Origin of the sequence: Saccharomonospora amisosensis (assembly GCF_011761185.1) — a bacterium.
In the GTDB taxonomy this organism is placed as follows: Bacteria; Actinomycetota; Actinomycetes; order Mycobacteriales; family Pseudonocardiaceae; genus Saccharomonospora_A; species Saccharomonospora_A amisosensis.
In genome coordinates, this window is sequence record NZ_JAAOYM010000001.1 from 1507607 (window position 1) to 1528995 (window position 21389).

A 21389-nucleotide genomic window follows, 5' to 3' on the forward strand; every position below is an offset into this window, starting at 1 on the left:
TCGGCGACGGCGAAGGTTTTCGCGTTGTCGGACGGGCGCACGCAGGTCGAGGTATCGCCGGTGCCTCGGCATTTCCGTGATGCGCAGGGGAAATGGCGGGGGATCGACACGACGGTGCGTAAGGGCGGGCCACAGGGCTACCGCTTTTTCAATGACACCAACACGTTTCGGTCGCGATTCGGCGCTTCGTCGGACAATCTGGTGCGGTTCGAGCACGGCCGCAAGAGCATCACCGTGGGTTTGGCGGGGGACAGGCGGGTGGTGGAGCCCGCGGTGAAGGGGAACACGGTCACGTATCGGGGCGCGGTACCCGGCGCGGATGTGGTGTATGAGGTGACCGGTGAGGGGTTGAAGGAAAAGATCGTGCTGGCTGAGCCGCCTTCGGAGGCGGTGTTCCGAATTCTCGTTGCGGCTGGGTGGGGTGACGGCTCGGGAGTTGCCGGATGGGGCGATCGGCTTCTTCCCGGTGGGCGGGGCGGGAGATGGTCCGCCGGTATTGGTGATGCCTGCGCCGTTCATGTACGACCAGGTGAGCAAGGACAAGTCGCCGTACGGCAGGGCTTTCAGCCGCCGGGTGAAGCAGACGGTGGAGCAGCGGGGCTCCGAGTTCACGGTCACGTTATCCGCGGATGGGCAGTGGTTGCGGGCGCCGCAGCGACGGTATCCGGTGGTGATCGATCCGACGATCAAGGTGGAGCCCACGCCGACCACGGGTGAGGATGTGCAGATCTGGTCGGGCACTCCGGACCGCAACGACGGGTCGAGTTACCGGTTGTCGGTGGGTACGGATCCGTGGGGCGTGGCGCGGAGTCTGGTCAAGTTCGACACCTCGATGGTGGCTGCGGGCACGGCGTTGGATTCGGCGCGGCTGCGGGTGTATTACGACAACGAGTTGCACACCGGCGCCAACGATGTGGAGATCGAGGCGCGGCGCGTCACGCAGGCTTGGAGTGAGGACACCGCTACCTGGAACAGTGTTCATAGTGCGTTCGCCGAGGCGGGTCTGTCCACTCAGGTCAAGCAGGCGAACACGGCGAATGTGTGGCACGAGTTCGATGTGCGCAACATCGTGCAGTCGTGGGTGTCGGGTTCGGCGGCGAATCACGGCATCATGCTCAAGCCGGTGGACGAGACGCTGGGCCGCGGCGGGGCGATCTATCAGGCGGCCGAGTACGCCTACAACGGCGAGGTGGCCAACCGTCCGAAGCTGGTGCTGACCTACGGGCGCCCGAGCGTGGACTTGGCGTATCCGACCACGATCCATGCCACCGGTGCGGAGCTGGGGTGGCAGCCGTATGCCGATGCCGATCCGGAAGACCCGGCCGATGATGTGGTGGAGTATCAGGTGCACCGCAGCGTGTACCAGACGTTCACGCCGTCGGCGTCGACGCTGATCGCACCGCTGGCACCGGGTGTCACCTCGTTCACCGACACCACGGCTGAGCCGACACCGGCGGACTCGCCGGATCCGTTCGGCAACGCGTATTACTACATGGTGGCGGCCAAGACACGGGACGGCCAGCTGATTCCCGGGCCGACGCAGGTGGCCAGGCTACCGAAGGCCGGGCGCACCACCCGGATCTTCCACGGCGGAGCGGACGCGACCACGCTGTCGTCGGCGCAGCCGAACACCAACCTCAACAGTCTGGGTGGGCAGCCGTGGCTGTCGGTGGGGATCAACAGCTCCACCTACGGCACCACCCGCTCGGTGATCCGCTACCCGGACCTGTCCGGTATCCCGGCGAACGCGCAGGTGGAGTCCGCCGAGTTCGGGCTGTGGGGGTTCTATTCCTACGGCTCGGGGGCGCGCGTCAACGTGCACCCGCTGACGCGGTCGTTCGTGGAAGACGAGGCGAGTTGGAACCAGGCCTCGGCGGGCACGGCATGGTCCAGCGGCGGAGGCGATTACGGCGCCTTGTCCGACCAGATCGACACGATCAGCAACGATCCTCGCTGGAACTGGTGGGATGTCTCGGACGCGGTGCAGGGGTGGGTGTCGGACCCGGCCAGCAACCACGGTCTGATCGCGCGGCTGAACGACACGATCGACACCCAACGCACCCTGTTCCTCTCCGACGAGGCCGCCGAGCCGCAGCTGCGGCCCAACCTGGTGGTCACCTACACCGAGCCAACCGCGCCCGGCACTTACCACGCCCCGGACACCCCTTCGATGCGGATGATCCCCGGCGATGAGTACACGATCCCGGTGACGCTGACCAACACCACGAGCACGACCTGGTCGGCGACGGATCGCGCGCTGTCCTACCGGTGGAGCCTGCCCGACGGCACCGATGCCACCACCGGCGGGAACCGGCTGGAGACCGCGTTGCCCGCGGATGTGCCGCCGCAGGGCACCGTCACCGTGCAGGCGAAGGTGAAAACCCCCATTCAGAGCGATGCGGGCAACAAGCGCGAACAGTTCGTGCTGGCCTGGGATCTGCGTGACACCGCGGGCGGCACGTGGCTGTCGGACACGGCGGGCATCCCGCCCCTGGAGCAGAACGTCACAGTGGAGGACCCCACCAGTGACCAGTTGGGTCTGGAGAAGTTCTACTCCTACGCGGGCACGGCTACCGGCGCCGGGTCGAACGTGCTGGTCAACCAGTACGCGGGCAACACCGTGTTCTCCTACGACGCGCTGTCCAACCCCGGTCGCGGGCTGTCGACGTTCGTGCGGCTGACCTACAACAGCATGGACACCTCGGCCACCTCCATGGGCTACGGGTGGTCGCTGGCCGCCTCCGGGCTGGCGCGCTTGGGCACCTCGCTGGAGTTGCATCCCCGGGGGCAGGACTACCCCACCCGGATCACCGTGCCCGACGGGGACGGCACCTCGCATGTGTTCACCCTCGACAAGCACGGCTCCACCGATCCCGCGGTGTGGACCTACGATCCGCCCGCGGGGGTGCACCTGTACGTGCGGCGCCACGAAGGCAACGATGCCGCCCGCCGCTGGTCGCTGACCCGCCCGGATCGCACCCAGTTCTTCTTCGACGAGCAGGGCTGGCTGTCCGCGGTGGTGGACCGCAACGGCAACACCCAGACCTTCACCTACACCGAGCGCAAGTCCCACAACCAGCCGCGCAAGTTCCTCGCCTACGTCACCGACCCCACCGGGCGCAAGACTCTGCGGCTGGACTACTGGGAGAAGGGCGAGACCAACAACCCGCACCTGCTGGACATGGTGCAGTCCATCACCGACATTTCCGGCCGCACACTCACCTTCGGCTACGACGACAAAGGCCTGCTCACCGAGATCGTGGACGGCGCGGGCACCGCGAAGGCCAAGACATTCGGTTTCGGCTACGACGCCACCCAGGGCAACAAGAACGTCAAACTCGTGGCCGTCACCGACCCGCGCGGCAACACCACGGACCTGGCCTACTACGAGGCGCCGGTCGATCCGTTGGACAAGTGGAAAGCGCAAACCCTGACCGACCGGCTCGGTGACGCCACTGACTTCGCCTACACCGACCCGGACGGTTCCACCGGCTCGGAGATGGAATCCACTGTCACCGACGCCGAAGGGCACGCCACCAGCTACCGCATGGACGGCTACGGCAGGCCGATCCGCACCACCAACGCCAGGAACGAAACCACCCAGCTGGGCTGGGACGCCGACAACAACGTCGTCTCGCTCACCGAGGCGAACGGTGCCGTCTCGACGTGGACTTACGACCCCAAGACCGGTTACCCCACCTCGATCCGTGATGCCGAAGCCGTCGCCAACAACACACCCGCGATGACGCTGGAGTATCAGACCGGTCTGGATGGCCACACGGCCGAGTTGACCGCGAAGGTCACCCCGGAAGGGCACCGCTGGGAGTTCGGCTACGACGGCAACGGCAACCTCACCACGGTCACCGAACCCAAGGACACGCCGACCGGGCCGGAGCGCAAGTCCACGTTCGCCTACGACAAGGTCGGCAACCTGGTCTCGGAGACTCAGCCGCTGGGCACGCTCACCCCGGCCGACCAGGACGACTACGTCACCCGCTACGCCTACGACGCGATCAACCAGCTCACCAGGGCCACCAACGCCGCAGGCGACGTCATCACCTACGACTACGACAACGTCGGCAACCTGGTGACCGTCGTCGACCCCCTCAAGAACACCGCCCCTGACCCCAGCGACTACACCACCAGCTACGACTACGACACCAACCACCGGCAGGTTTCGGTCACCGATGCCGGGGGGAACGTGACGAAACAGTCCTACGACCTCGACGGCAACGTCGTGACCACGACGGACGCGGAGAACAACACCACCACCTACGACTACGACCAGCGGGCGAAGGTCACCGAAGTACGGGTGCCGCACAAGGGCGACGGCAGCGGCGGCGTCATCACCCGCACCACCCGGTTCGAGTATGACCAGGTGGGTAACCAGACCCGCGTCATCACCCCACGCGGGGTGGACACCCCCGCGGACCCGGACGATTTCGCCACCCGCACCGTCTACGACAAGCTCAACCGCCCCATCGAGAAGCACTCCGCCTACGATCCCGACGACGCGCGTTACAACACCGCGGACGTGGTCCGCTACGCCTATGACGCGGTGGGCAACCTGACCGAGGTCTCCGCGCCGCCGTCGGCGGGTCAGTCGCTGCGCAACACCACGACCTACGAGCACTACGACAACGGGTGGATCCGTTCCTCGACCGACCCGTGGGGCATCGCTACCAGCTACGACTACAACCCGCTCGGCCAGCAGACCACTCGCACCCTGACCTCGGCGGGCGGGTCGTCCTCGCGCACGATGACCTGGGGTTACTTCCCGGACGGCAAGCTTGAGTCCCGCTCCGACGACGGTGTGCCTGTCGGGCTGCGGGTTGCACTGGCCGACAATTCCGATACCGAAGATGTCACCACCACCGGTGCCTGGGACACCTCGACCGCGGGCAGCGGCTTCCACGGCCACAACTACCGCACCGCGCCCGCCGGCACCGGCGGCGCTACGTTCCGGTGGAACCTGGTGCTGCCCGATGCGGGTAGCTATGAGGTGTTCGTCAAGTACCCCGACACCGCGAAGGCCACGAACGCGAAGTACACCGTCTCACCTGGTGATGGTGGGCAGTATCCGGTCACGGTCAACCAGACCCAGCAGGCCGGGCAGTGGGTCAGCCTCGGCAGTTGGCAGTTCAACGGTGGCGCCGGGCAAAGCGTCACCCTCTCGGACAACGCTGACGGGTTGGTGGCCGCCGACGCGGTCAAGCTTGTCCGCGACAACTCCGGTGACACCGACACCGAGGCCAAGACCTTCGGCTACAGCTACGACGCCAACGGCAACCTCACCAGCCTGTCCGACGACAGTTCCGGCGCGAAGGCCGACGCCTACGCCATGACCTACAACGGCCTCAACCAGCTGGCCAAGGTCGAGGAAAAACTCGCCGGCGCGGTGCGGAACACCACCAGCTACACCTACAACCCCAACGGCAACCCGCTCACCCGGGACCATGACTCCCAGACCGCGGCGTTCGAGTACAACGCTCGTGATCTGGTTTCGAAGGTGACCAATACCGAAACCGGACAGTCTCCCAAGGTCACCGGCTATACCTACACGGCGCGTGGGCAGGTCCTGCGGGAGACCAAGGCCAACGGCAACACCGTGGACCACACCTATTATCGCGATGGGGCGTTGGCTTCGCAGGTGGAGAAGAAGACTGACGCCACCCTGGTGGCCCGGCATGATCTGGTCTACAACGCGAATGGGCACCGCACCCGCGATGCCTCCAAGGTGCAGAACGCGGATGATCCGAGCGCGTATTTGGATCGGGTGCGGGAGTACACCTATGACCCGCAGGACCGTATCGCGCATGTGACGAAGAAGGACGCGGCCACGGGTGCGGTGTTGGAGGACGAGGACTACGTCCACGACGCGGGTGGCAACATCATCGAGCAAACCCTCGACGGCACCACCGCGAGCTACACCTATGACCGTAACCGGCTGACTTCGGTCACCACGGGCGGCTCCACGGCCTCCTACAACTACGACCCCTATGGGCGCCTGTTCGGTGTCAAGTCCGCGGGGGAGATGTTGGAGGCGTGGGTCTACGACGGGTTCGACCGGGCCGCCACGCATCACAAGCGCACCGATGCGGGCGGCATCGAGACGAGCACCTACACCTACGATCCCCTCGACCGGACGGTGTCGAAGACCAGCGGGACTGAGACGACCGACTTCGCCTATCTGGGTCTGTCGGACAAGGTCGTCACCGAAGAAGTCTCTGGGCAGGTTCAGCGGTCCTATGCCTACGACGCCTGGGGTGGGCGGCTGTCGCAGCTGAAGCATGACACCGACGGCACCGGCCCCGAGGTCGAGGAGGATTCGTTCTACGGGCACAATCCGCACACCGATGTCGAGACGCTGACCACCGAGACCGGTGACACCCGCGCCACCTACGGCTACACCGCCTACGGCAAGGACGACGAAGAGGCGTTCACCGGGATCGACAAGCCGGATGCGCAGAACCCGGGCCGGGAGCCCTACAACGTCTACCGGTTCAACGGCAAACGCTGGGACCCCCACACCAGCTCTTACGACATGGGGTTTCGGGACTACAACCCCGGCCTGAACCGCTTCCTCACCCGCGACACCTACACCGGCGCACTGGCCGACCTCAACCTGGCCACCGACCCCTACACCGGCAACCGCTACACCTTCACCGCAGGCAACCCCATCAGCCGGATCGAGATCGACGGGCACATCAGCTGCACCGGACCCGACGGCATCGACTGCGGCATGGAAAAGCGTATCTCCGGCAGTACGACGCAAGAGCGATTGGCGGCGAGAGCGGCACTTGAGCAGCCTGCGCTGGGGCGCGATCTGAACCGCGAAGAACAACGCTTCCTCCGCCCGGTTGGTTACGAGGGCAACGGCGAGCTGTCCACCCGCGACGCGATCGCCCTGGCCGGGAAGAGTCAAATGGCCTGGCAGAAGGTCTGCACACTCATTAACCGAAGCACCGACAGCTGCTACGCAGGCACCACCAGACACCCCACCTTCCAAGACGCCGAACCCTTCGCCAAATTCCTCTACCAACTATCCCCCATCGCCGATATCGCCAACTGCGCAGAAGGCGACCCAGAAGGCTGCGCATGGCTCGCAGCCAACCTGATCCCCACCAGCAAAGCCGCCAAAGCAATCGGCAAAGCCGCAGACTCCGTGGACGAACTCGCGCAGATCGGCTTCCGAAGCAACACATCACACATTTTCCGAAATGCACCTGGACACCTAGCTGAGGACACCGCTGAAAATCGAGCTCTAATCAAGAGCGCTCTCGACCCGGCGAACCTCCGCCAGACGGATCCGCTGAAGGATGGTACACTTCTTTATAGATATTTTAGGATCCTTCCTGACGGAACCCAGGTGTGGGCAGAGGTTCGCAATGGCGAGATCACCAATGGAGGCCTCAATGACATCCCCCGATAACCCTCAACCAGAGCAAGATCTCCTTACTCCGCATGAGGCATTCCTGGCGATGACTGACTTTATCTGGCAGTTTGCCCAACGGGCTGGCGACGACCTGATCACCCTTATTGGTGACACCGAGATCGAGGCTGATGGCGGCCCCTTCGATCCGGCTGCTTGGGAAGATTGGCTGACGAGTGTGGCCAAGATCCGAGAGGGTAAACCGCCGCGGGAGGCTGATGGCGGCCCGGTTGATCCGACTGCTTTCGAACATTGGCTGGCGAGGGAGGCAAAAACCCGAGAGCGTAAGGGTTCCTGACGCATTGTTTTGGTGAGTCGGCGGCGAGTTCAGGTGGTGGAAGCATCCGTTTCGAAGAGTTCGGTGAACACTTCGTTGGGTTTTTTTCCAGTTGTGGATCTTAGTAGTACTTTGTTAGGTGTCGGCGTGTCGTTTTGCCCATCTATTGTGGAGGGTGATTGACTGTTGTGGTGACTCCGGAACAGATTGAGCGGATACGTCCACGGCTGGTGGAGTTCACTGCGGAGATGTTGGGTGGGCTGGCGCGGTCGGATCAGCGGGCCAAGGGTGAGCTGTACGTGCGGGGTTTGTTGACCGAGGGCGCGCGTAAGAGATTGTCTCATGTGGTAAGTTTTCGGAGTTTTTTTTCCAGCAGGTCACGGCGGCTGCGAGTTGAAGGAAGGCGAGGAAGTGTGCGGCTTTGCGTTCGTAGCGCAGGGTCAGGCGCCGGCATCCGGTCAGCCAGGCGATCGTCCGTTCGATCACCCACCGGTGTTTGCCGAGTTTCTCGGCGGATTCGATGCCCTTGCGGGCGATCCGCACGCAGATGCCTTGCGTTCTGACCCAGTGTCGCAGCGCGCGCTGGTCGTAGGCCTTGTCCGCATGCAGCTTCGCCGGCCGGCCCCGCCGGGGGCCGCGGCGGGACTTCACCGCCGGGATGGCCATCACCAGGGGTTTGAGTGCGTGCGAGTCGTGAGTGTTCGCGGCGGAAATCGCGACCGTGAGCGGCAGCCCGCCGCGATCGGACACCACGTGGATCTTCGAGCCCGGTTTGCCCCGGTCAACGGGGCTGGGACCGGTCAGAGATCCCCCTTTTTTTGGCTCTGTTGATCTATGTGTGGGTGCGGTCCGGTAGTTCGGGGCGGTAGCCGCCGAGGGCCAGAAGTGCGAGGGAGATGAGGGCGTCGGGGTGTTTGAATCCGAAGGCCAGTCGTGTCAGCAGCCGGATCTTGGTGTTGGTCGATTCGATCAGCGCGTTCGACAGGCCGTGGTCGAGCGTCGCGTGGATGGCGGCGAGCTCGGATCGGATGGTGCGGGCGAGTTTGGTGAACTCGGGTATTCGGCATCGTGCCGCCCAGGACAGCCAGCGTTGCAACGCTTCTTTACCGGCTTCGCCACCGATTGCGAAGACGTGCCGGAGTCCTTCTTTGAGCAGGTAAGCGCGGTAGAGGCGGGGGTCGGTTTTGGCTATCCAGGCAAGCTTGTGGCGTTGGTGATCGTTGAGGTTTTCCGGGTTCTTCCACAACGCCCATCGTGCTCGTTTCATGGTTTGTGCGGCACCGGCCGAGGCCCGCCGGCCGCGCCGGTCCTTATTGCTGCCGCCGGGCTGACGGCGCGCGGTGTTCCATGCCTGACGCCGTACCTGGTCCAGCGCGTCGGTGGCCCACTTGACCACGTGAAACGGGTCAGCGCAGCGGGTTGCGTCCGGGCAGTACTGGGCCACGGTGCGGGCAATCCAGGCCGCCGCATCCGCAGACACATGCGTGATCTGCGCGCACCGGTCGGGGCCGAGTAACTCGAAGAACGCCGCCAGCGTGGGCTTGTCGTTGCCCGGCGCTGCCCATACCAGCCGTCCGGTGTCGTGATCGACCACCACGGTGAGATACCGGTGGTTCTTCTTGTAGCTGATCTCGTCGATCCCGATCCGGCGCAGCCCGGCCAGCCGATCAACCCGGGCGTCGATATCGGCCCGGACCCGGGTGATGATCGCCCCCACGGTGGGCCAGGCGATCCGCATCAGCTGCTGGACCGTGGACCTCGACGTCGCGGTCGCCAGCCAGGCGACGGTGTCATCGAAGGCGCGGGTATGCCCGGCGCCGTGCCGGGCCCAGGGCACCGCGCTGACCACGATCCCGTGCTCACGACACCGCACCCGGGATGCGGCAGCTTCGACGAACGCCTGCACGGTTCCCAGGTCCAGCGCACGCCATCGACGCCGGCCCCGGCCGCGTCATAGCGCGGACACCGCCGACGACACACCCCGCACCGGTCACGATCCCACCGCCGGACCCGCACCGCGGCCACCAGCACCTGCTCGGCCTCATCGAACTCCACCAACTCCACGACCGCTGTGTTCACGCCCAGCAGCCGACCCCATACCCTGACACCGGGCACGTCGTTCTCCGTCTATCCGGTTTCTGTTCCTCGACAGCTCAGAAACCTAGACCCAGCAACGACGTGCCCCCTCTACTACCTGAGCAAACTACCCACACATCAGTACAAAGAGCCGAAAAAAAGGGGGATCTCTGACCGGACCGAACCCGGTCGACCGCGGCAAACCCGGCTCGAAGATCCACGCCTTGTCCGACCGGGCCGGTCTGCCCTTGACCGTCGCCATCTCCGCGGCCAACACCCACGACAGCCACGCCCCTCAAGCCCCTGGTCAACGCGATCCCCGCCATCCGCGCCCGCCGGGGACCACAACGACGGAAACCGGCCAAACTCCACGCCGACAAGGCCTACGACATCCCCGCCCTACGCGACTGGCTCCGCCAGCGCCAGATCATCCCGCGCATCGCCCGCAAAGGCATCGAAACCACCGAGAAACTCGGCCGCCACCGCTGGGTCATCGAAAGAACGATCGCCTGGCTGACCGGCTACCGCCGCCTGACCATCCGATATGAACGCAAACCCAGCCACTACCTCGCCTTCCTCACACTCGGCGCAGCCATCACCTGCTACAAGAAACTCACCAAATGAGACACTCTCTAAGTCATTCTGGTCGCGCATGCAGGTCGAACTGCTCGACCGCCGCCGATGGTGCACTCGGGTCGAGCTGGCCGACGCGATCTTCGAGTACCTCGAGATCTGGCGCAACCGCCAACGCCGCCACAGCCGGGCTGGGATGGCTGACTCCGATAGGGTTCGAGAACGAAACCGTCGAAGCATGAAACCCATCAACGAACTCCACGAAATCCGCGGCATACCAACACCTGCACCAGACCCGGGACGCATCATCGTCAGGCTTGTCCCCCAGCAGGCCGTGACCGGTAGCACCTGATCCGCCAGGCCAGGCCGTTTTGGCGACCCGGGCGCCACCAGCTTGCGGAAATGACCTGGTTCCAACCCGTGAATTGGGCAATACACGCCGACCGTGACGCCGAGACCGCCTGCCACACCATGTTCAACTACCAGTGCAACTCGCTCCACACCGGATTACGCGACAAACCTCAGCTCGATCCGGCCAGATCTCCGCAATGCGTTCCGAGGAATCCGGCGATACGGGAGATGGCGTCCTTACCGTCCGCCGTCGTTGGCTCGAAGAGTGGGAAGTCGTGGTAGAGACCGTCGTAGACCTCGAGCTGAACCGGTACGCCTTGTTGCCTTGCCGCTGCGGCGAAGCGGCGCGTGTCGTCCACGAGTACTTCATTCCCGCCCGCGATCAGCAACAGGGGCGGTAGGTCGCGCAGATCGGCGTACAGCGGCGAAGCGTCTTTGGCCGAGGTCCCCTGCAGGTACATCTGCGCGACCATGAGCACGACCTCGCGGTTGATGAAGGGGTCGACGTCAGCGCAGGTTTCCATGGAATCACCGGACGCCTCGAAGTCGAGCCAGGCCGACACGGTCGCGGCGGCCGCGGGCAGTGGGACACCCATGTCGCGCAGCCGGACGAGCGCCGCCAGCGTCATACCGCCGCCGGCTGAGTCACCGACGATCGCCACGGCGGCCGGGTTCTGGCCCTCCGACAGCAGCCACCGATACGCCTTTGTGACGTCGTCCACGCCTGCCGGGTAGGGCCTCTCCGGGGCGAGTCCGTAGTCGAGGGCAAGTACACGGGCGCGGCAAGCCACGGCGATGCGGGCGATGAAGTCGCGGTGCGTGTCGGTGGACCCGAAGGCATAACCACCCCCGTGCAGGAAGACGACGGTGCGGCCGGGAACCGGGTCCGCAGGCTCGAACCAGGCGCCGTCGACCCCGCCCGCGTCGACGGCCAGCCGGCGCACATCGGGCACCGGCTCCAGACCCGACATCACCTTGTCCATCAGCGAGGCCCAGCCGTCACGGAACCCCTCGACCGTCGTAGGCGGGTTGTCGAGCATGGCCTTCAGCTCGGCGAGTATCGCTTCCATCCGGTCCGTCATCGTTGACCTGCCTTTGGCTCGATATCCATAGAGGGTAGTTGAAGCTGGCTAGGAGGATATTCAGCGCTAGCTTAACGGTCAATGCTCTGACGCGACCTTGTGCACGATGGACTACTTACGCTACAAATATTAGCTAGCGGATGCTAGCCGGATGGGTTGCGGCTGGAATCGTCTGTACTCACGCCGAGCCGAAGGAGCCTTCCGGTGATGTCGCAGGTGACAGTGGACCGCGACGGCCCGCTGACCATCGTCGAGTTGCGCTCACCACCGCTGAACCTCTTCGACGAGGCCCTGATCACGGCGCTGGAGACTGCCCTGAGTGCGGTTGAGGCGCGCCCGGGCGCGGGCGTACTCCTCCGGGCGGCGGGCAGGGTCGTCAGCGGCGGTGTCGACGTGCGGCTGTTCGATGCGCTGGCTGATGCCGCCGCCGCGGAGCTGCTGTTCCGCCGGTTGCTCACCATCTCCCGGCGAGTGGAGTCGCTCCCGGTGCCCACGGTCTTCGCCGCACACGGGCTCTGCCTCACAGCGGCGTTCGAACTCGCGCTCGCCTGTGACCTGATCGTCGCGGCTCGGTCGGCGCGCTTCGGGCTGGTCGAGCGTGCGGTCGGGCTGACTCCGGCGATGGGCGGAACACAGCGCCTCACCGCGCTGGCCGGACCGGCCCGGGCGCGCGAGTTGGTGATGACCGGGGAGTTGTACGGCGCTTCAGAGCTGCACGGGTGGGGTGTTGTGAACTGGGTCCTGCCGGACGACGGATTCGCGCGCTCGGCTCAGGACGTCGCAGCCCGGATCGCGGAGGGCCCCGCAGCGGCCCACGCGCTGACCAAGAAGATCGTCCGCGTCCAGCAGGAGCGCGGAACTCAAGCGGCCGATGAGATCACGGCAACCGAGGTCGCCCAGCTCATCGGTACCCGGGACTTCCGGGACGGTGTCGACGGCTTCCTGCGGAATGGGCCGCCGCCGCTGCGCGATCGGGACGGCAAGCCGACGAAGGTGAAGGTGACACGGCGATGAGGCTCAACGGCAAGGTAGCCATCGTGACCGGTGGCGGATCGGGTATCGGCAAGTCGGTCGCGGTGGCCTTCCACCGTGAGGGTGCCAAGGTGCTGGTCGCCGACCTCAGCGGCGCGGAGAAGGAAGTCGCCGACACGCTCGGCGACGGAGCGGCGGCATTCTCCGTCGACGTGTCGGACGAGGGGCAGGTCCAGGCGATGATCGAGGCGTGCGTCAGCAGCTTCGGCGGTGTCGACATCCTGGCTAACGTCGCGGGAATCGATGGTGCGCGGACACCCCTGCAAAACTACGACTCGTCGCTCTTCCAGCGCGTTATGGACGTCAATCTGATGGGCACCTTCCTCGCTATGAAACATGCCTTCCCTGCCATGGCCCAGCGAGGCGGCGGGTCCGTCATCAATATGTCCTCCATCGGGGGACTGATCGCGACGCCGACGATGGCGCCGTACTGCTCAAGCAAGGGTGGGGTAGTGCAGCTGACCCGGGTCGGCGCGATCGAGGGCGCACCAATGGCCGTCCGGGTCAACGCGATCTGCCCCGGGCTGATCGACACCCCGCTGGTGCGCAAGATGGGAGAGGCGGCGCCGGAAGCCATCGAGGGTGCGAAGCAGATGACGCCGATGGGCCGGATGGGGCGTCCTGAGGAGATCTCGGCACTGGCACTGTTCCTCGCATCGGACGAGTCGCCATTCCTCACCGGGGCGGCCATTCCCGTCGACGGCGGATACACCAGCTGGTAGCTGGCCAGCGAGCGCTCGCGCGCTTGGCTTGCGGTTGACCCCTGGTGCGGCGACACCTGAAAGGACGTTGAGCGTGCCCACTTCGGCTGCGTACTTGCCGCGCGACCTGTTCCGGAACAAGACCGTCTTCATCACCGGAGGTGGCAGCGGTGTCAATCTCGGCATCGCGAAGAGCTTCGCCGCCGTCGGTGCGAACATCGCGATCTGCGGGCGAACCGCCAGCCGCCTCGACGAGGCGGCAGCCGAACTGAAGGGCTTCGGCGGGCAGGTGTGCACCGCCGTCGCCGATGTTCGCGACCCCGCCGCGGTACGGGATGCGCTCGCGAAGAGCCTGGCCGAGGTGGGCCCCGCCGACGTACTGGTCTGCGGTGCGGCCGGCAACTTCGCGGCACCGGCCGAGGCGATCAGCAGCAACGGGTTCCGCGCAGTAGTCGAGATCGACCTTCTCGGTACCTTCCACACGGCCCACGCCGCTTTCGACCAGTTGAAGCAAACTCGCGGTAGTGTGCTCGCGGTATCCGGCGGGCAAGCTCACATGCCGTTCATGCACCAGTCTCACGTCGGGGCGGCCAAGGCCGGCGTCGACAACCTCATCCGGGCACTGGCGCTGGAATGGGGCCACCACGGCATCAGATGCAACGTAATCGTGCCGGGGCCGATCACCGGCACCGAGGGAATGAAGCGCCTCGCCGGGGTCACCAGTGCCGCGACGTGGAACCAGATGGTCGCGCTCGGGCGGCACGGCGCGCCGGATGAGGTGGGCGCGATGGCGGTCGTGTTGTGTTCACCGCTCGCCTCCTACGTGACGGGCGCCCGGATCGTGGTGGACGGCGGACTGGAACTCGGGGGCGCGGGCCTGTTCAACCAGGCGATCGCCCGGGACAGTTGAATGACGACACGCGCAAGGTTGCTAGCTAAGGCTAGCTAGCGATGGCATGCTAAGGTGGTGGTGTCAGCCAGCTGGAGGTGCACAACCCAATGTCCGTATCCGAAACGGACCAGCTCACCAAGGGCGAAGGTAGGCCACAACGCCAGCGCCGACGCTCCTCTGAGGTCGATGCGCTCATCCTCGATGCCGCCCAGCAACTGTTCGGTTCGAAGGGTTACGCCGGTACCAGCGGTCGCGAGATCGCGAAGTTGGCCAACGTGCACGAGCCGTCGATCTACCGCCGGTTCGGCTCCAAGGCAGGTCTGTTCGAGGCGGCCGTGCTCTCACCGTTCAACGAGGCCATCTCCTCCTACCTGGAGGAGTGGCAGAAGCAGGTGGACGAGCCTGCGACGACCGTGGGACTGGTGCGCAGCTTCGTCACCCCGATGTACGCCCTGGTGTCGGAGCACCGTGAGCTGGTGCTGGCACTGCTGGCGGCACATGAGTTCCATGCTGGCTCGGTGGACGCGGAACGGCCCAACTTCGACGCGCTGCTGCGCAGGATGGATACCCAGGCGCAGGTGGAGAGCATGCGCCGGGGCCTGCAGACCAGCGAGGACGCCAAGCTGACAGTCCGGGTCGCGACGGCGATGGTGATGGGGATGGCCCTGCTCTCGGACTGGCTGCTTCCCCCCGGCGCCGCCAGGCCCTCGGACGAGGTCATCACCGACGAGATGGTCCGGCTGATCAGCCACGGGGTGGCGGCGCAGGATGCCGCCCCGGCCGGTAGCGCACGCGGTGAGGACAGTGCCATGAGCCCGTTTCTGCTGAACCAGCTCCTCGACCGCCTGGCGGAGGCCGAGGGCCGCGCGGTGCGGGCCGAGCTGGAACTCGAACGACTGCGCGCGGCGACCCGGTCGGCGCACTGACCCCGCGGCAGCCCCAGTCGTCCCTCGGCGTACGAGCCCACCACACCGCAACGACAGCAAACAAGGCGACGGTGCCTGTGGCTTCGCGCTAGCGACCCGAGAAGTCCGGCCGGCGGCGCTCCAGGAAGGCCGAGACCCCCTCGGAGAAGTCCTTGGTGCGAAGCAGCGCGACCTGGCCTGCGCGTTCCCGATCCACTGCCGCGGTCAGGGCTGCCAGCGACGCATCGTTGATCGCCCGTTTGAGCGCCGCGTACGACAGGGTGGGACCCGACGCCAGCCGATCCGTCAGTCCTGCGACGGCCGAATCGAACTCGTCGTCCGCGACCACCCGGTTGATCAGTCCCCAGTCTGCTGCGGTGGCCGAAGGGATCGGCTCGGCAAGCATCGCCATCTCCATGGCTCTGGCCCGCCCGATCGCGGCGGGGAGCAAGAGCGTCGCCCCGCCGTCCGGCATCAGACCGATGTTCGCGAACGCCATCAGGAAGTACGCCGAGCTCTTCGCGATGACCAGGTCGCAGGCTAGCGCGATCGAGCAGCCCGCGCCGGCCGCGACTCCGTTCACCGCTGCCACCACGGGCTTGCCTACCCGGCGCAGCGCGAGCACCAGGCGGTTGGCGGCATCGATCGCGGTGCCGTCGAGCCGGACCGCGCCGTCAGCATCTGCCATGCCGCTCACGTCGGCGCCCGAGCTGAACGCCCGGCCCGCACCGGTCAGCACCAGCACGCGCACGCCGTCGTCGTATTCGATCTGGTCGATCTGGTCGGCCAGCACGCTCATCAGCTCGGTCGTCAGTCCGTTGAGGCTGCCGGGTCGGTCAAGCACCAGATGGAGCGCGCTTCCGTGACGCTCCAGCCGCAGGCCGGCGGGGTGTTCGGTAACGATGGGCATGCAGGTGTTCCTTCGTCATCCGCGTCAGAGGGACCTGGCTATGAGCTCTTTCATCACTTCGTTCGCACCCGCGTAAATCCGCTGCACGCGACTGTCGAGGAAGATCTGTGAGATCGGGAACTCGGTGGTGTAGCCGTACCCACCGAATAGTTGCAGGCATCGGTCGACGACCGCGCATTGTTGATCGGTTACCCAGTACTTGGCCATGGCAGCGGTCGTGCTGTCGAGTTCGCCACGAACATGACGCTCCACGCATTCATCGACAAACGTGCGCGCGACACGTGCGATCGTCGCGCATTCGGCCAGCTCGAACTTCGTGTTCTGCAGATCGAAAAGCCGCTGTCCGAACATCTCGCGTTGTTTGGCGTACGTCAGAGCCAGGTCGACGGCGCGCTCGGTGACCACCACGCCGTTCACCGCGCAGATGAGCCGTTCCTGCGGCAGTTGCCGCATGAGCTGGGCGAAGCCCTTCCCTTCCACCGGACCCAGCAGATTCGCGACCGGAACCCGCAGGTCGTCGAAGAACAACTCGGTGGTGTCCTGGCCCTGCTGCCCTATCTTGCGGAGGACCCTCCCACGCCGAAACCCCGGCACCTCGCCGGATACTTCCGCGACGATCAAGGAGATTCCCTTGGCACCCAGCTCGCGGTCCGTCTTGGCCGCGATGATCAGCAGATCGCAGGTTCGCCCACTCGAAATGAACGTCTTCGCGCCGTTGATCACGTACTCGTCCCCGTCGCGGACCGCCCGCGCGGAGATCGCTTGCAGGTCCGAGCCGGCGCCCGGCTCAGTCATCGCGATCGCACCGACCCACTCGCCGCTGGCGAGCTTCGGCAGCCACCGAGCCTTCTGTTCCGCCGATCCGTACGCCAGGAGGTAGTGCGGAACGATCCCGCTGTGTACCGAGAACTGCAGCGCGCTGTTACCTACCCGGGCCTGCTCTTCCAGCAGGACTACCTCGTGGGCGAAAGTTCCACCTCCCCCGCCGTACTCCTTCGGGATCGACATGCAGAGCAGGCCCAGGTCGCCCGCACGACGGTAGAGATCGCGGTCCGGATAGCCCTGCCGGGCGAAGCGCTCCTCGTGCGGCGAGACCTCCCGCTCGAAGAATTTCCTGGCCAGATCCCGGACCGCAGCCAGTTCTTCGTTCACGCGTACATCGCCTCAATGACCTCCGCGTACTTGGCGGCGATCGGACCGCGCCGCAGTTTCATCGTGGGGGTCAACTCGACCCCCGCGGGCAGCCAGTCGCCGGGCACGATCGTGAACTTCTTGATCTGTTCGACCCGCGCGAGCCGGGTATTCGCCGCCTCGACCCCGGCTTCGACGGCCGCCACGATGCGCTCGTCCCCGGCGAGCGTGACCAGGTCGCCGGGGACGATTCCGTGGTTTTTCGCCCAGGCGGGCGCGGCATCCGCGTCCAGCACGATCAGAGCCGTGTTGTACGGCCGCCCGTCTCCGATACAGCAGGCTTGCCCGATCAGCGGTGAGGCGGCCTTGAGCCGGGACTCGATCATCGCGGGCGACATGTTCTTGCCCATCGCGTTGATGATCAGTTCCTTCTTGCGATCGACAACGCTGAGGTAGCCGTCTTCGTCGATGCTCCCGATGTCTCCGGTATGTAACCACCCGTCCACGATCGTCTCCGCCGTCAGCTCGGGACGGTTGCGGTATCCGCGCGTCACCACCCCGCCGCGGAGCAGGATCTCGCCGTCGTCCGCGAGCCGGATCTGCACGCCGCGCGCGGCGATTCCGACGGTCCCGATCTTGATCCGGTCCGGCGGGTTGGAGCAGCCCGCGCTCGTTGACTCGCTCAGCCCCCACAACTCCGATACCGGAAGCCCTATCGCGTGGAAGAACTCCAGCACGTCCGGTGGCGTCGGCGCGGCCCCCACGTTGAGGGTGTGTGCCGCGTCGAGGCCGAGTTTCGCGCGGATGCCCGCGAAAAGCGCGCCGTCCGCGGCGGCGACGGCGGTGGCCAGGTCGGGCGGGACCGGCTCACCGGACTGTTCGAGACGGACCTTGCGGACCGCCTCGCGTACCGCGGTCTTGGCATGAGCGCCCTGCTCGCCAGGCAACGCGTACAGCATCGCCTCCAGTCCCGCCTTCATCTTCTCCCAGACTCGGGGAACCGCGAAGAACCAGGTGGGGCGCACCTGGGGCAGGTACTGCGAGATCAGCTTCGGATCGGGACAGCATGTCACTTCCGCACCGAAGATGATCGGCAGGTAGTGGTGGGCGATCCGCTCGGCGATGTGCGCCGCCGGCAGCCAGCTGATCACCCGCGAACCGTCGGGCCAGGGGATCCGGCCGTCACATGCCAGCGCGGCGGCCGCGATGTTGCCGTGGGTGAGCTCGACCGCTTTGGGATCCCCTGTCGTCCCCGAGGTGTAGATCAGCGTCAGCAGGGTGTCGGCGTCCAGCGTGCGGACCAGGCCGTCGACGTCGAAGTCGCTGTCCTGCCCCGCTCGGGCGACGTCGGCGAGCGCGTGGACCTCCGTGGGGGCTTCGCCGTCGACGACGATCATGTCCCGCACGTCGGGGACGTTGTGCCACGCGGCCATGGCCTTACCGAGCAGGGCCTGCTCGACGACGATCGCCGTGGCGCCGGAGTCCTTCAGGACGAATTCGATCTGCTCCGGCGCATATGTGGTGTAGATCGAGAACGGGATCGCGCCCACGCTCGCGACGGCCAGGTCGACGAGGTGGAACTCAGGCCGGTTGGACAGCAGCAGGCCGACCCGGTCGCCGGCTCGGACACCGAGCTCGTGCAGTCCGCGTGCCAGTTCGATGGCCGCGGACCGGAGCTCGCGCCAGGTCCAGGACGTCTCGCCGGCGAGGTCGCGGACGGCGACCGTGTCCGGGATTCGCTCAGCCGTGGCCCTCAGGGCGTGCAGCAGGGTGGGTGGGTGACTGGGCATGGGCGATCAGTCGAGGATCAGGTCGGTGTCGCGCTCGAAATCGGTGGCGAGCCATTCGTGGCAGATCTGGAGGTATTCGAAGGGGCCGCCGCCGTAGGTCCGGCCGAACAGGCTCGGGCGATCGTCAAGACCTTCGTTGTTGTAGTAGCCGGGCGTACATTCACGCTCGAACTGCCCGCGATCGACGGCCTTGCTGGCCATGATCTCGGCCCAGCGCTGTTCGGCTTCCTGGCGTATCTCCATGGCGGCGATGCCGTCGGCCATGCAGCGCTTGATGACCTGTGCCACGAAGGCAGCCTGCTCACCGAGGATATGCGGAAAGTTGATCGTCACCGCGGCCTGCGTGATGCCACCGATCACGAACATGTTCGGGAACCCGTTGCTGTAGATGCCGTGCAATGAGTGCACCCCGTCGGCCCAGTCCTTGGCCAGGTTCACGCCACCGCGGCCGAACACCTCGAATCCGCCGGACTCATAGGCGGGGGCGCCGACGTTGAATCCGGTGGCGTAGATGAGGCAGTCGACTTCATGGACGTCGTCGCCTACCTGGACTCCCGTCTCGGTGATGCGGTCCACGCCGCGCCCGTCGGTGTCGACGAGCGTCACGTTGGGCCGGTTGAAGGTCTGCAGGAACTCGTCGCTGTAGAGGGGCCGCTTGCAGAACAGGTTGTAGTACGGCTTGAGCGCCTCGGCGGTGGCCGGGTCCTCGACGATCGAGTCCACCCGAGCTCGGATCTCCTCCATCTTCTCGAAGTCGGCGAGCTGCATCAGTGCCTGCGGATCGGTCTCGACCACCGCCGCCTTGCTGCTGGCCCACACCGCGAGCTTGCCCCACACGTCCGTCCAGCGGTCAGCGACCAGATCCTCGTTCTGCGGAATACCGATCATGATCGAGTCGAAGTTCACCATCCGCCGCTTCTGCCATCCCGGCGTCAGGCTCTTGACCCACTCCGGGTCGGTCGGCCGGTTGTCCCTCACGTCGACGGCCGACGGGGTGCGCTGGAAGACGGTCAGATGCTCGGCCCACTCCGCGACGCGGGGTGCGATCTGGACACACGACGCGCCGGTGCCGATGATCCCGACCCGCTTCCCCCGCAGTCCGGTCAGATTGCCATCAGGGTCACCGCCGGTGTAGGCGTAATCCCACCGAGCGCTGTGGAACGCATGGCCGGTGAAGGTGTCGAGGCCGGGAATGCCGGGCAGCTTGGGGCGGTTCAGTGGACCGCTACCGAGCACCACGAACCGGGCCTTCATGGCATCGTCACGATCGGTGCGGACGATCCACCGTAGGCAGTCCTCGTCCCAGGTGATGCTGGTGATCCTGGTCTGCAGTGCGGCGTCGGAGTAAAGGTCGTAGTGCCGTGCGATCCGCTGACAGTGCGCGAGGATATCCGCGCCCTTGGCGTACTTCTCGGTTGGCATCGCGCCGGTCTCTTCCAGCAGCGGCAGGTAGATGTAGGAATCCACGTCGCACCGGATGCCCGGGTACCGGTTCCAGTACCAGGTGCCGCCGACGTCCGCGGCCCGGTCGATGATGCGGATGCGCGGTATGCCGGCATCGCGCAGCCGCGCACCTGCCTGCAGCCCTGACATCCCGCCACCGACGATGACGACGTCGACCTCGTCGGTCAACGGCTCGCGCTCGACCATGGGCTCGGCGTACGGGTCGTCGTCGTAGGTCTCGAACTTCCCGGAGACATCGACGTACTGCCGGTAGCCGTCGGAACGCATGCGCTTGTCCCGCTCCTGCCGGTACTTGCGCCGCAGTTCCTCCGGATCGAATCCCAGCTCGTCCGTGGTCATCGGCTGCTCCCATCGCTGCGTTGAAATGGTGATCACACTGTAGGTATGAAGCACTACTTCGTCAAGGTAGTGTTTGCTAGCTTTCTGATCCGACATGTCCGCTGAGCAGCGCATACTGGGCGGCCAACTTCGGCAATCAGTGGTCCGATCAATACCGGAGTTGTGTAGTACCAGGAAGCGAGCCTGATTGCGCGCCCAGCCAATCTCGGGGCAATGCCGACTTCCGCGCCGGCGGTACGGCGGTCGCCGCTACCGGCGTCGTGGGTCCGGCTTGCAAGTGGAAGCCCGACGAAGGCGCGCCCGTCGGCGCGTGTGCGCGCGGGCATCGACGAACCCGTCAGCAAGCGGCCAAAGGCGCGGCCACCGCCGGCTCCGTCACCGGCTTGCCCGGATCGAAGCGCTGCGGTCGGGACGGCCCCACATACCGGTCACGG

General features: G+C 65.9%; 11 protein-coding genes and 5 pseudogenes. 9 read left to right on the forward strand and 7 right to left on the reverse strand.

Going from position 1 to position 21389, the window contains the following annotated elements; genetic code table 11:
* Positions 1-421: 421 nt before the first annotated feature.
* From FHU38_RS07425 to FHU38_RS28235, 3 genes and pseudogenes are all read left to right on the forward strand, one after another.
* Positions 422-7432 (forward strand): DNRLRE domain-containing protein, encoded by a 7011-nt coding sequence (locus FHU38_RS07425; RefSeq protein ID WP_167168092.1) that lies wholly within the window; start codon positions 422-424, stop codon positions 7430-7432.
* Positions 7416-7730: a hypothetical protein gene (locus FHU38_RS07430; RefSeq protein WP_167168095.1), complete on the forward strand. Its 315-nt coding sequence runs from the start codon at positions 7416-7418 to the stop codon at positions 7728-7730. Before FHU38_RS07425 ends, FHU38_RS07430 begins: the two co-directional genes overlap by 17 nt.
* A 170-nt stretch (positions 7731-7900) precedes the next feature.
* Positions 7901-8047, forward strand: a pseudogene (locus FHU38_RS28235) (IS701 family transposase); the annotation flags it as partial.
* 25 nt (positions 8048-8072) lie between these two features.
* Here FHU38_RS28235 and FHU38_RS07435 read toward each other — a convergent pair.
* Positions 8073-8540 (reverse strand): annotated as a pseudogene (locus tag FHU38_RS07435) (IS5 family transposase); the annotation flags it as partial.
* A gap of 1 nt (position 8541) precedes the next feature.
* Positions 8542-9824 (reverse strand): annotated as a pseudogene (locus FHU38_RS07440) (ISL3 family transposase).
* Positions 9825-9940: 116 nt separating this feature from the next.
* Between FHU38_RS07440 and FHU38_RS07445 the strand changes: the two are divergent.
* Together FHU38_RS07445 and FHU38_RS27210 are read left to right on the forward strand one after the other, a co-directional pair.
* Positions 9941-10409: pseudogene (locus FHU38_RS07445) on the forward strand (IS5 family transposase); the annotation flags it as partial.
* Between the two features lie 10 nt (positions 10410-10419).
* Positions 10420-10545: pseudogene (locus tag FHU38_RS27210) on the forward strand (IS3 family transposase); the annotation flags it as partial.
* 334 nt (positions 10546-10879) lie between these two features.
* Here FHU38_RS27210 and FHU38_RS07455 read toward each other — a convergent pair.
* A complete protein-coding gene (locus FHU38_RS07455) occupies positions 10880-11791 on the reverse strand; it encodes an alpha/beta hydrolase (RefSeq protein ID WP_167168101.1) in 912 nt (303 codons plus the stop codon).
* 207 nt (positions 11792-11998) lie between these two features.
* On the opposite strand from FHU38_RS07455, the gene FHU38_RS07460 reads away from it, so the two are divergent.
* The 4 genes from FHU38_RS07460 (at position 11999) to FHU38_RS07475 (ending at position 15342) form a co-directional block, all read left to right on the forward strand.
* Positions 11999-12805 (forward strand): enoyl-CoA hydratase/isomerase family protein, encoded by an 807-nt coding sequence (locus tag FHU38_RS07460; protein WP_167168103.1) that lies wholly within the window; start codon positions 11999-12001, stop codon positions 12803-12805.
* A complete protein-coding gene (locus tag FHU38_RS07465) occupies positions 12802-13545 on the forward strand; it encodes an SDR family NAD(P)-dependent oxidoreductase (RefSeq protein WP_167168106.1) in 744 nt (247 codons plus the stop codon). Before FHU38_RS07460 ends, FHU38_RS07465 begins: the two co-directional genes overlap by 4 nt.
* Positions 13546-13618: 73 nt before the next feature.
* Positions 13619-14434 carry an SDR family oxidoreductase gene (locus FHU38_RS07470; RefSeq protein ID WP_208415584.1) on the forward strand — a complete coding sequence of 272 codons (816 nt, stop codon included), beginning with the start codon at positions 13619-13621 and terminating at the stop codon, positions 14432-14434.
* A gap of 89 nt (positions 14435-14523) precedes the next feature.
* The gene (locus tag FHU38_RS07475) at positions 14524-15342 is read left to right on the forward strand and encodes a TetR/AcrR family transcriptional regulator (protein ID WP_167168109.1); all 819 of its coding nucleotides are present in this window, start codon (positions 14524-14526) and stop codon (positions 15340-15342) included.
* An 88-nt stretch (positions 15343-15430) separates the two neighbouring features.
* Here the strand turns inward: FHU38_RS07475 and FHU38_RS07480 are convergent, their stop codons facing one another.
* Genes FHU38_RS07480 through FHU38_RS07495 form a run of 4 tightly spaced genes read right to left on the reverse strand, consistent with a single transcriptional unit; the run spans position 15431 to position 20955 of the window.
* Positions 15431-16231: an enoyl-CoA hydratase gene (locus FHU38_RS07480; RefSeq protein ID WP_167168112.1), complete on the reverse strand. Its 801-nt coding sequence runs from the start codon at positions 16229-16231 to the stop codon at positions 15431-15433.
* 24 nt (positions 16232-16255) lie between these two features.
* Positions 16256-17383: an acyl-CoA dehydrogenase family protein gene (locus tag FHU38_RS07485; RefSeq protein WP_167168114.1), complete on the reverse strand. Its 1128-nt coding sequence runs from the start codon at positions 17381-17383 to the stop codon at positions 16256-16258.
* The gene (locus FHU38_RS07490; protein WP_167168117.1) at positions 17380-19152 is read right to left on the reverse strand and encodes an AMP-dependent synthetase/ligase; all 1773 of its coding nucleotides are present in this window, start codon (positions 19150-19152) and stop codon (positions 17380-17382) included. Before FHU38_RS07490 ends, FHU38_RS07485 begins: the two co-directional genes overlap by 4 nt.
* 6 nt (positions 19153-19158) lie before the next feature.
* Positions 19159-20955 carry a flavin-containing monooxygenase gene (locus tag FHU38_RS07495; protein WP_167168119.1) on the reverse strand — a complete coding sequence of 599 codons (1797 nt, stop codon included), beginning with the start codon at positions 20953-20955 and terminating at the stop codon, positions 19159-19161.
* Positions 20956-21389: the final 434 nt, after the last annotated feature.

What these genes read in the sequence shown, in the direction of transcription:
- FHU38_RS07430 (WP_167168095.1), top strand. Translation starts at nt 7,416, where the DNA reads ATGACATCCCCCGATAACCCTCAACCAGAGCAAGATCTCCTTACTCCG.
- FHU38_RS07455 (WP_167168101.1), bottom strand. Translation starts at nt 11,791, where the DNA reads ATGACGGACCGGATGGAAGCGATACTCGCCGAGCTGAAGGCCATGCTC.
- FHU38_RS07460 (WP_167168103.1), top strand. Translation starts at nt 11,999, where the DNA reads ATGTCGCAGGTGACAGTGGACCGCGACGGCCCGCTGACCATCGTCGAG.
- FHU38_RS07465 (WP_167168106.1), top strand. Translation starts at nt 12,802, where the DNA reads ATGAGGCTCAACGGCAAGGTAGCCATCGTGACCGGTGGCGGATCGGGT.
- FHU38_RS07475 (WP_167168109.1), top strand. Translation starts at nt 14,524, where the DNA reads ATGTCCGTATCCGAAACGGACCAGCTCACCAAGGGCGAAGGTAGGCCA.
- FHU38_RS07480 (WP_167168112.1), bottom strand. Translation starts at nt 16,231, where the DNA reads ATGCCCATCGTTACCGAACACCCCGCCGGCCTGCGGCTGGAGCGTCAC.
- FHU38_RS07490 (WP_167168117.1), bottom strand. Translation starts at nt 19,152, where the DNA reads ATGCCCAGTCACCCACCCACCCTGCTGCACGCCCTGAGGGCCACGGCT.
- FHU38_RS07495 (WP_167168119.1), bottom strand. Translation starts at nt 20,955, where the DNA reads ATGACCACGGACGAGCTGGGATTCGATCCGGAGGAACTGCGGCGCAAG.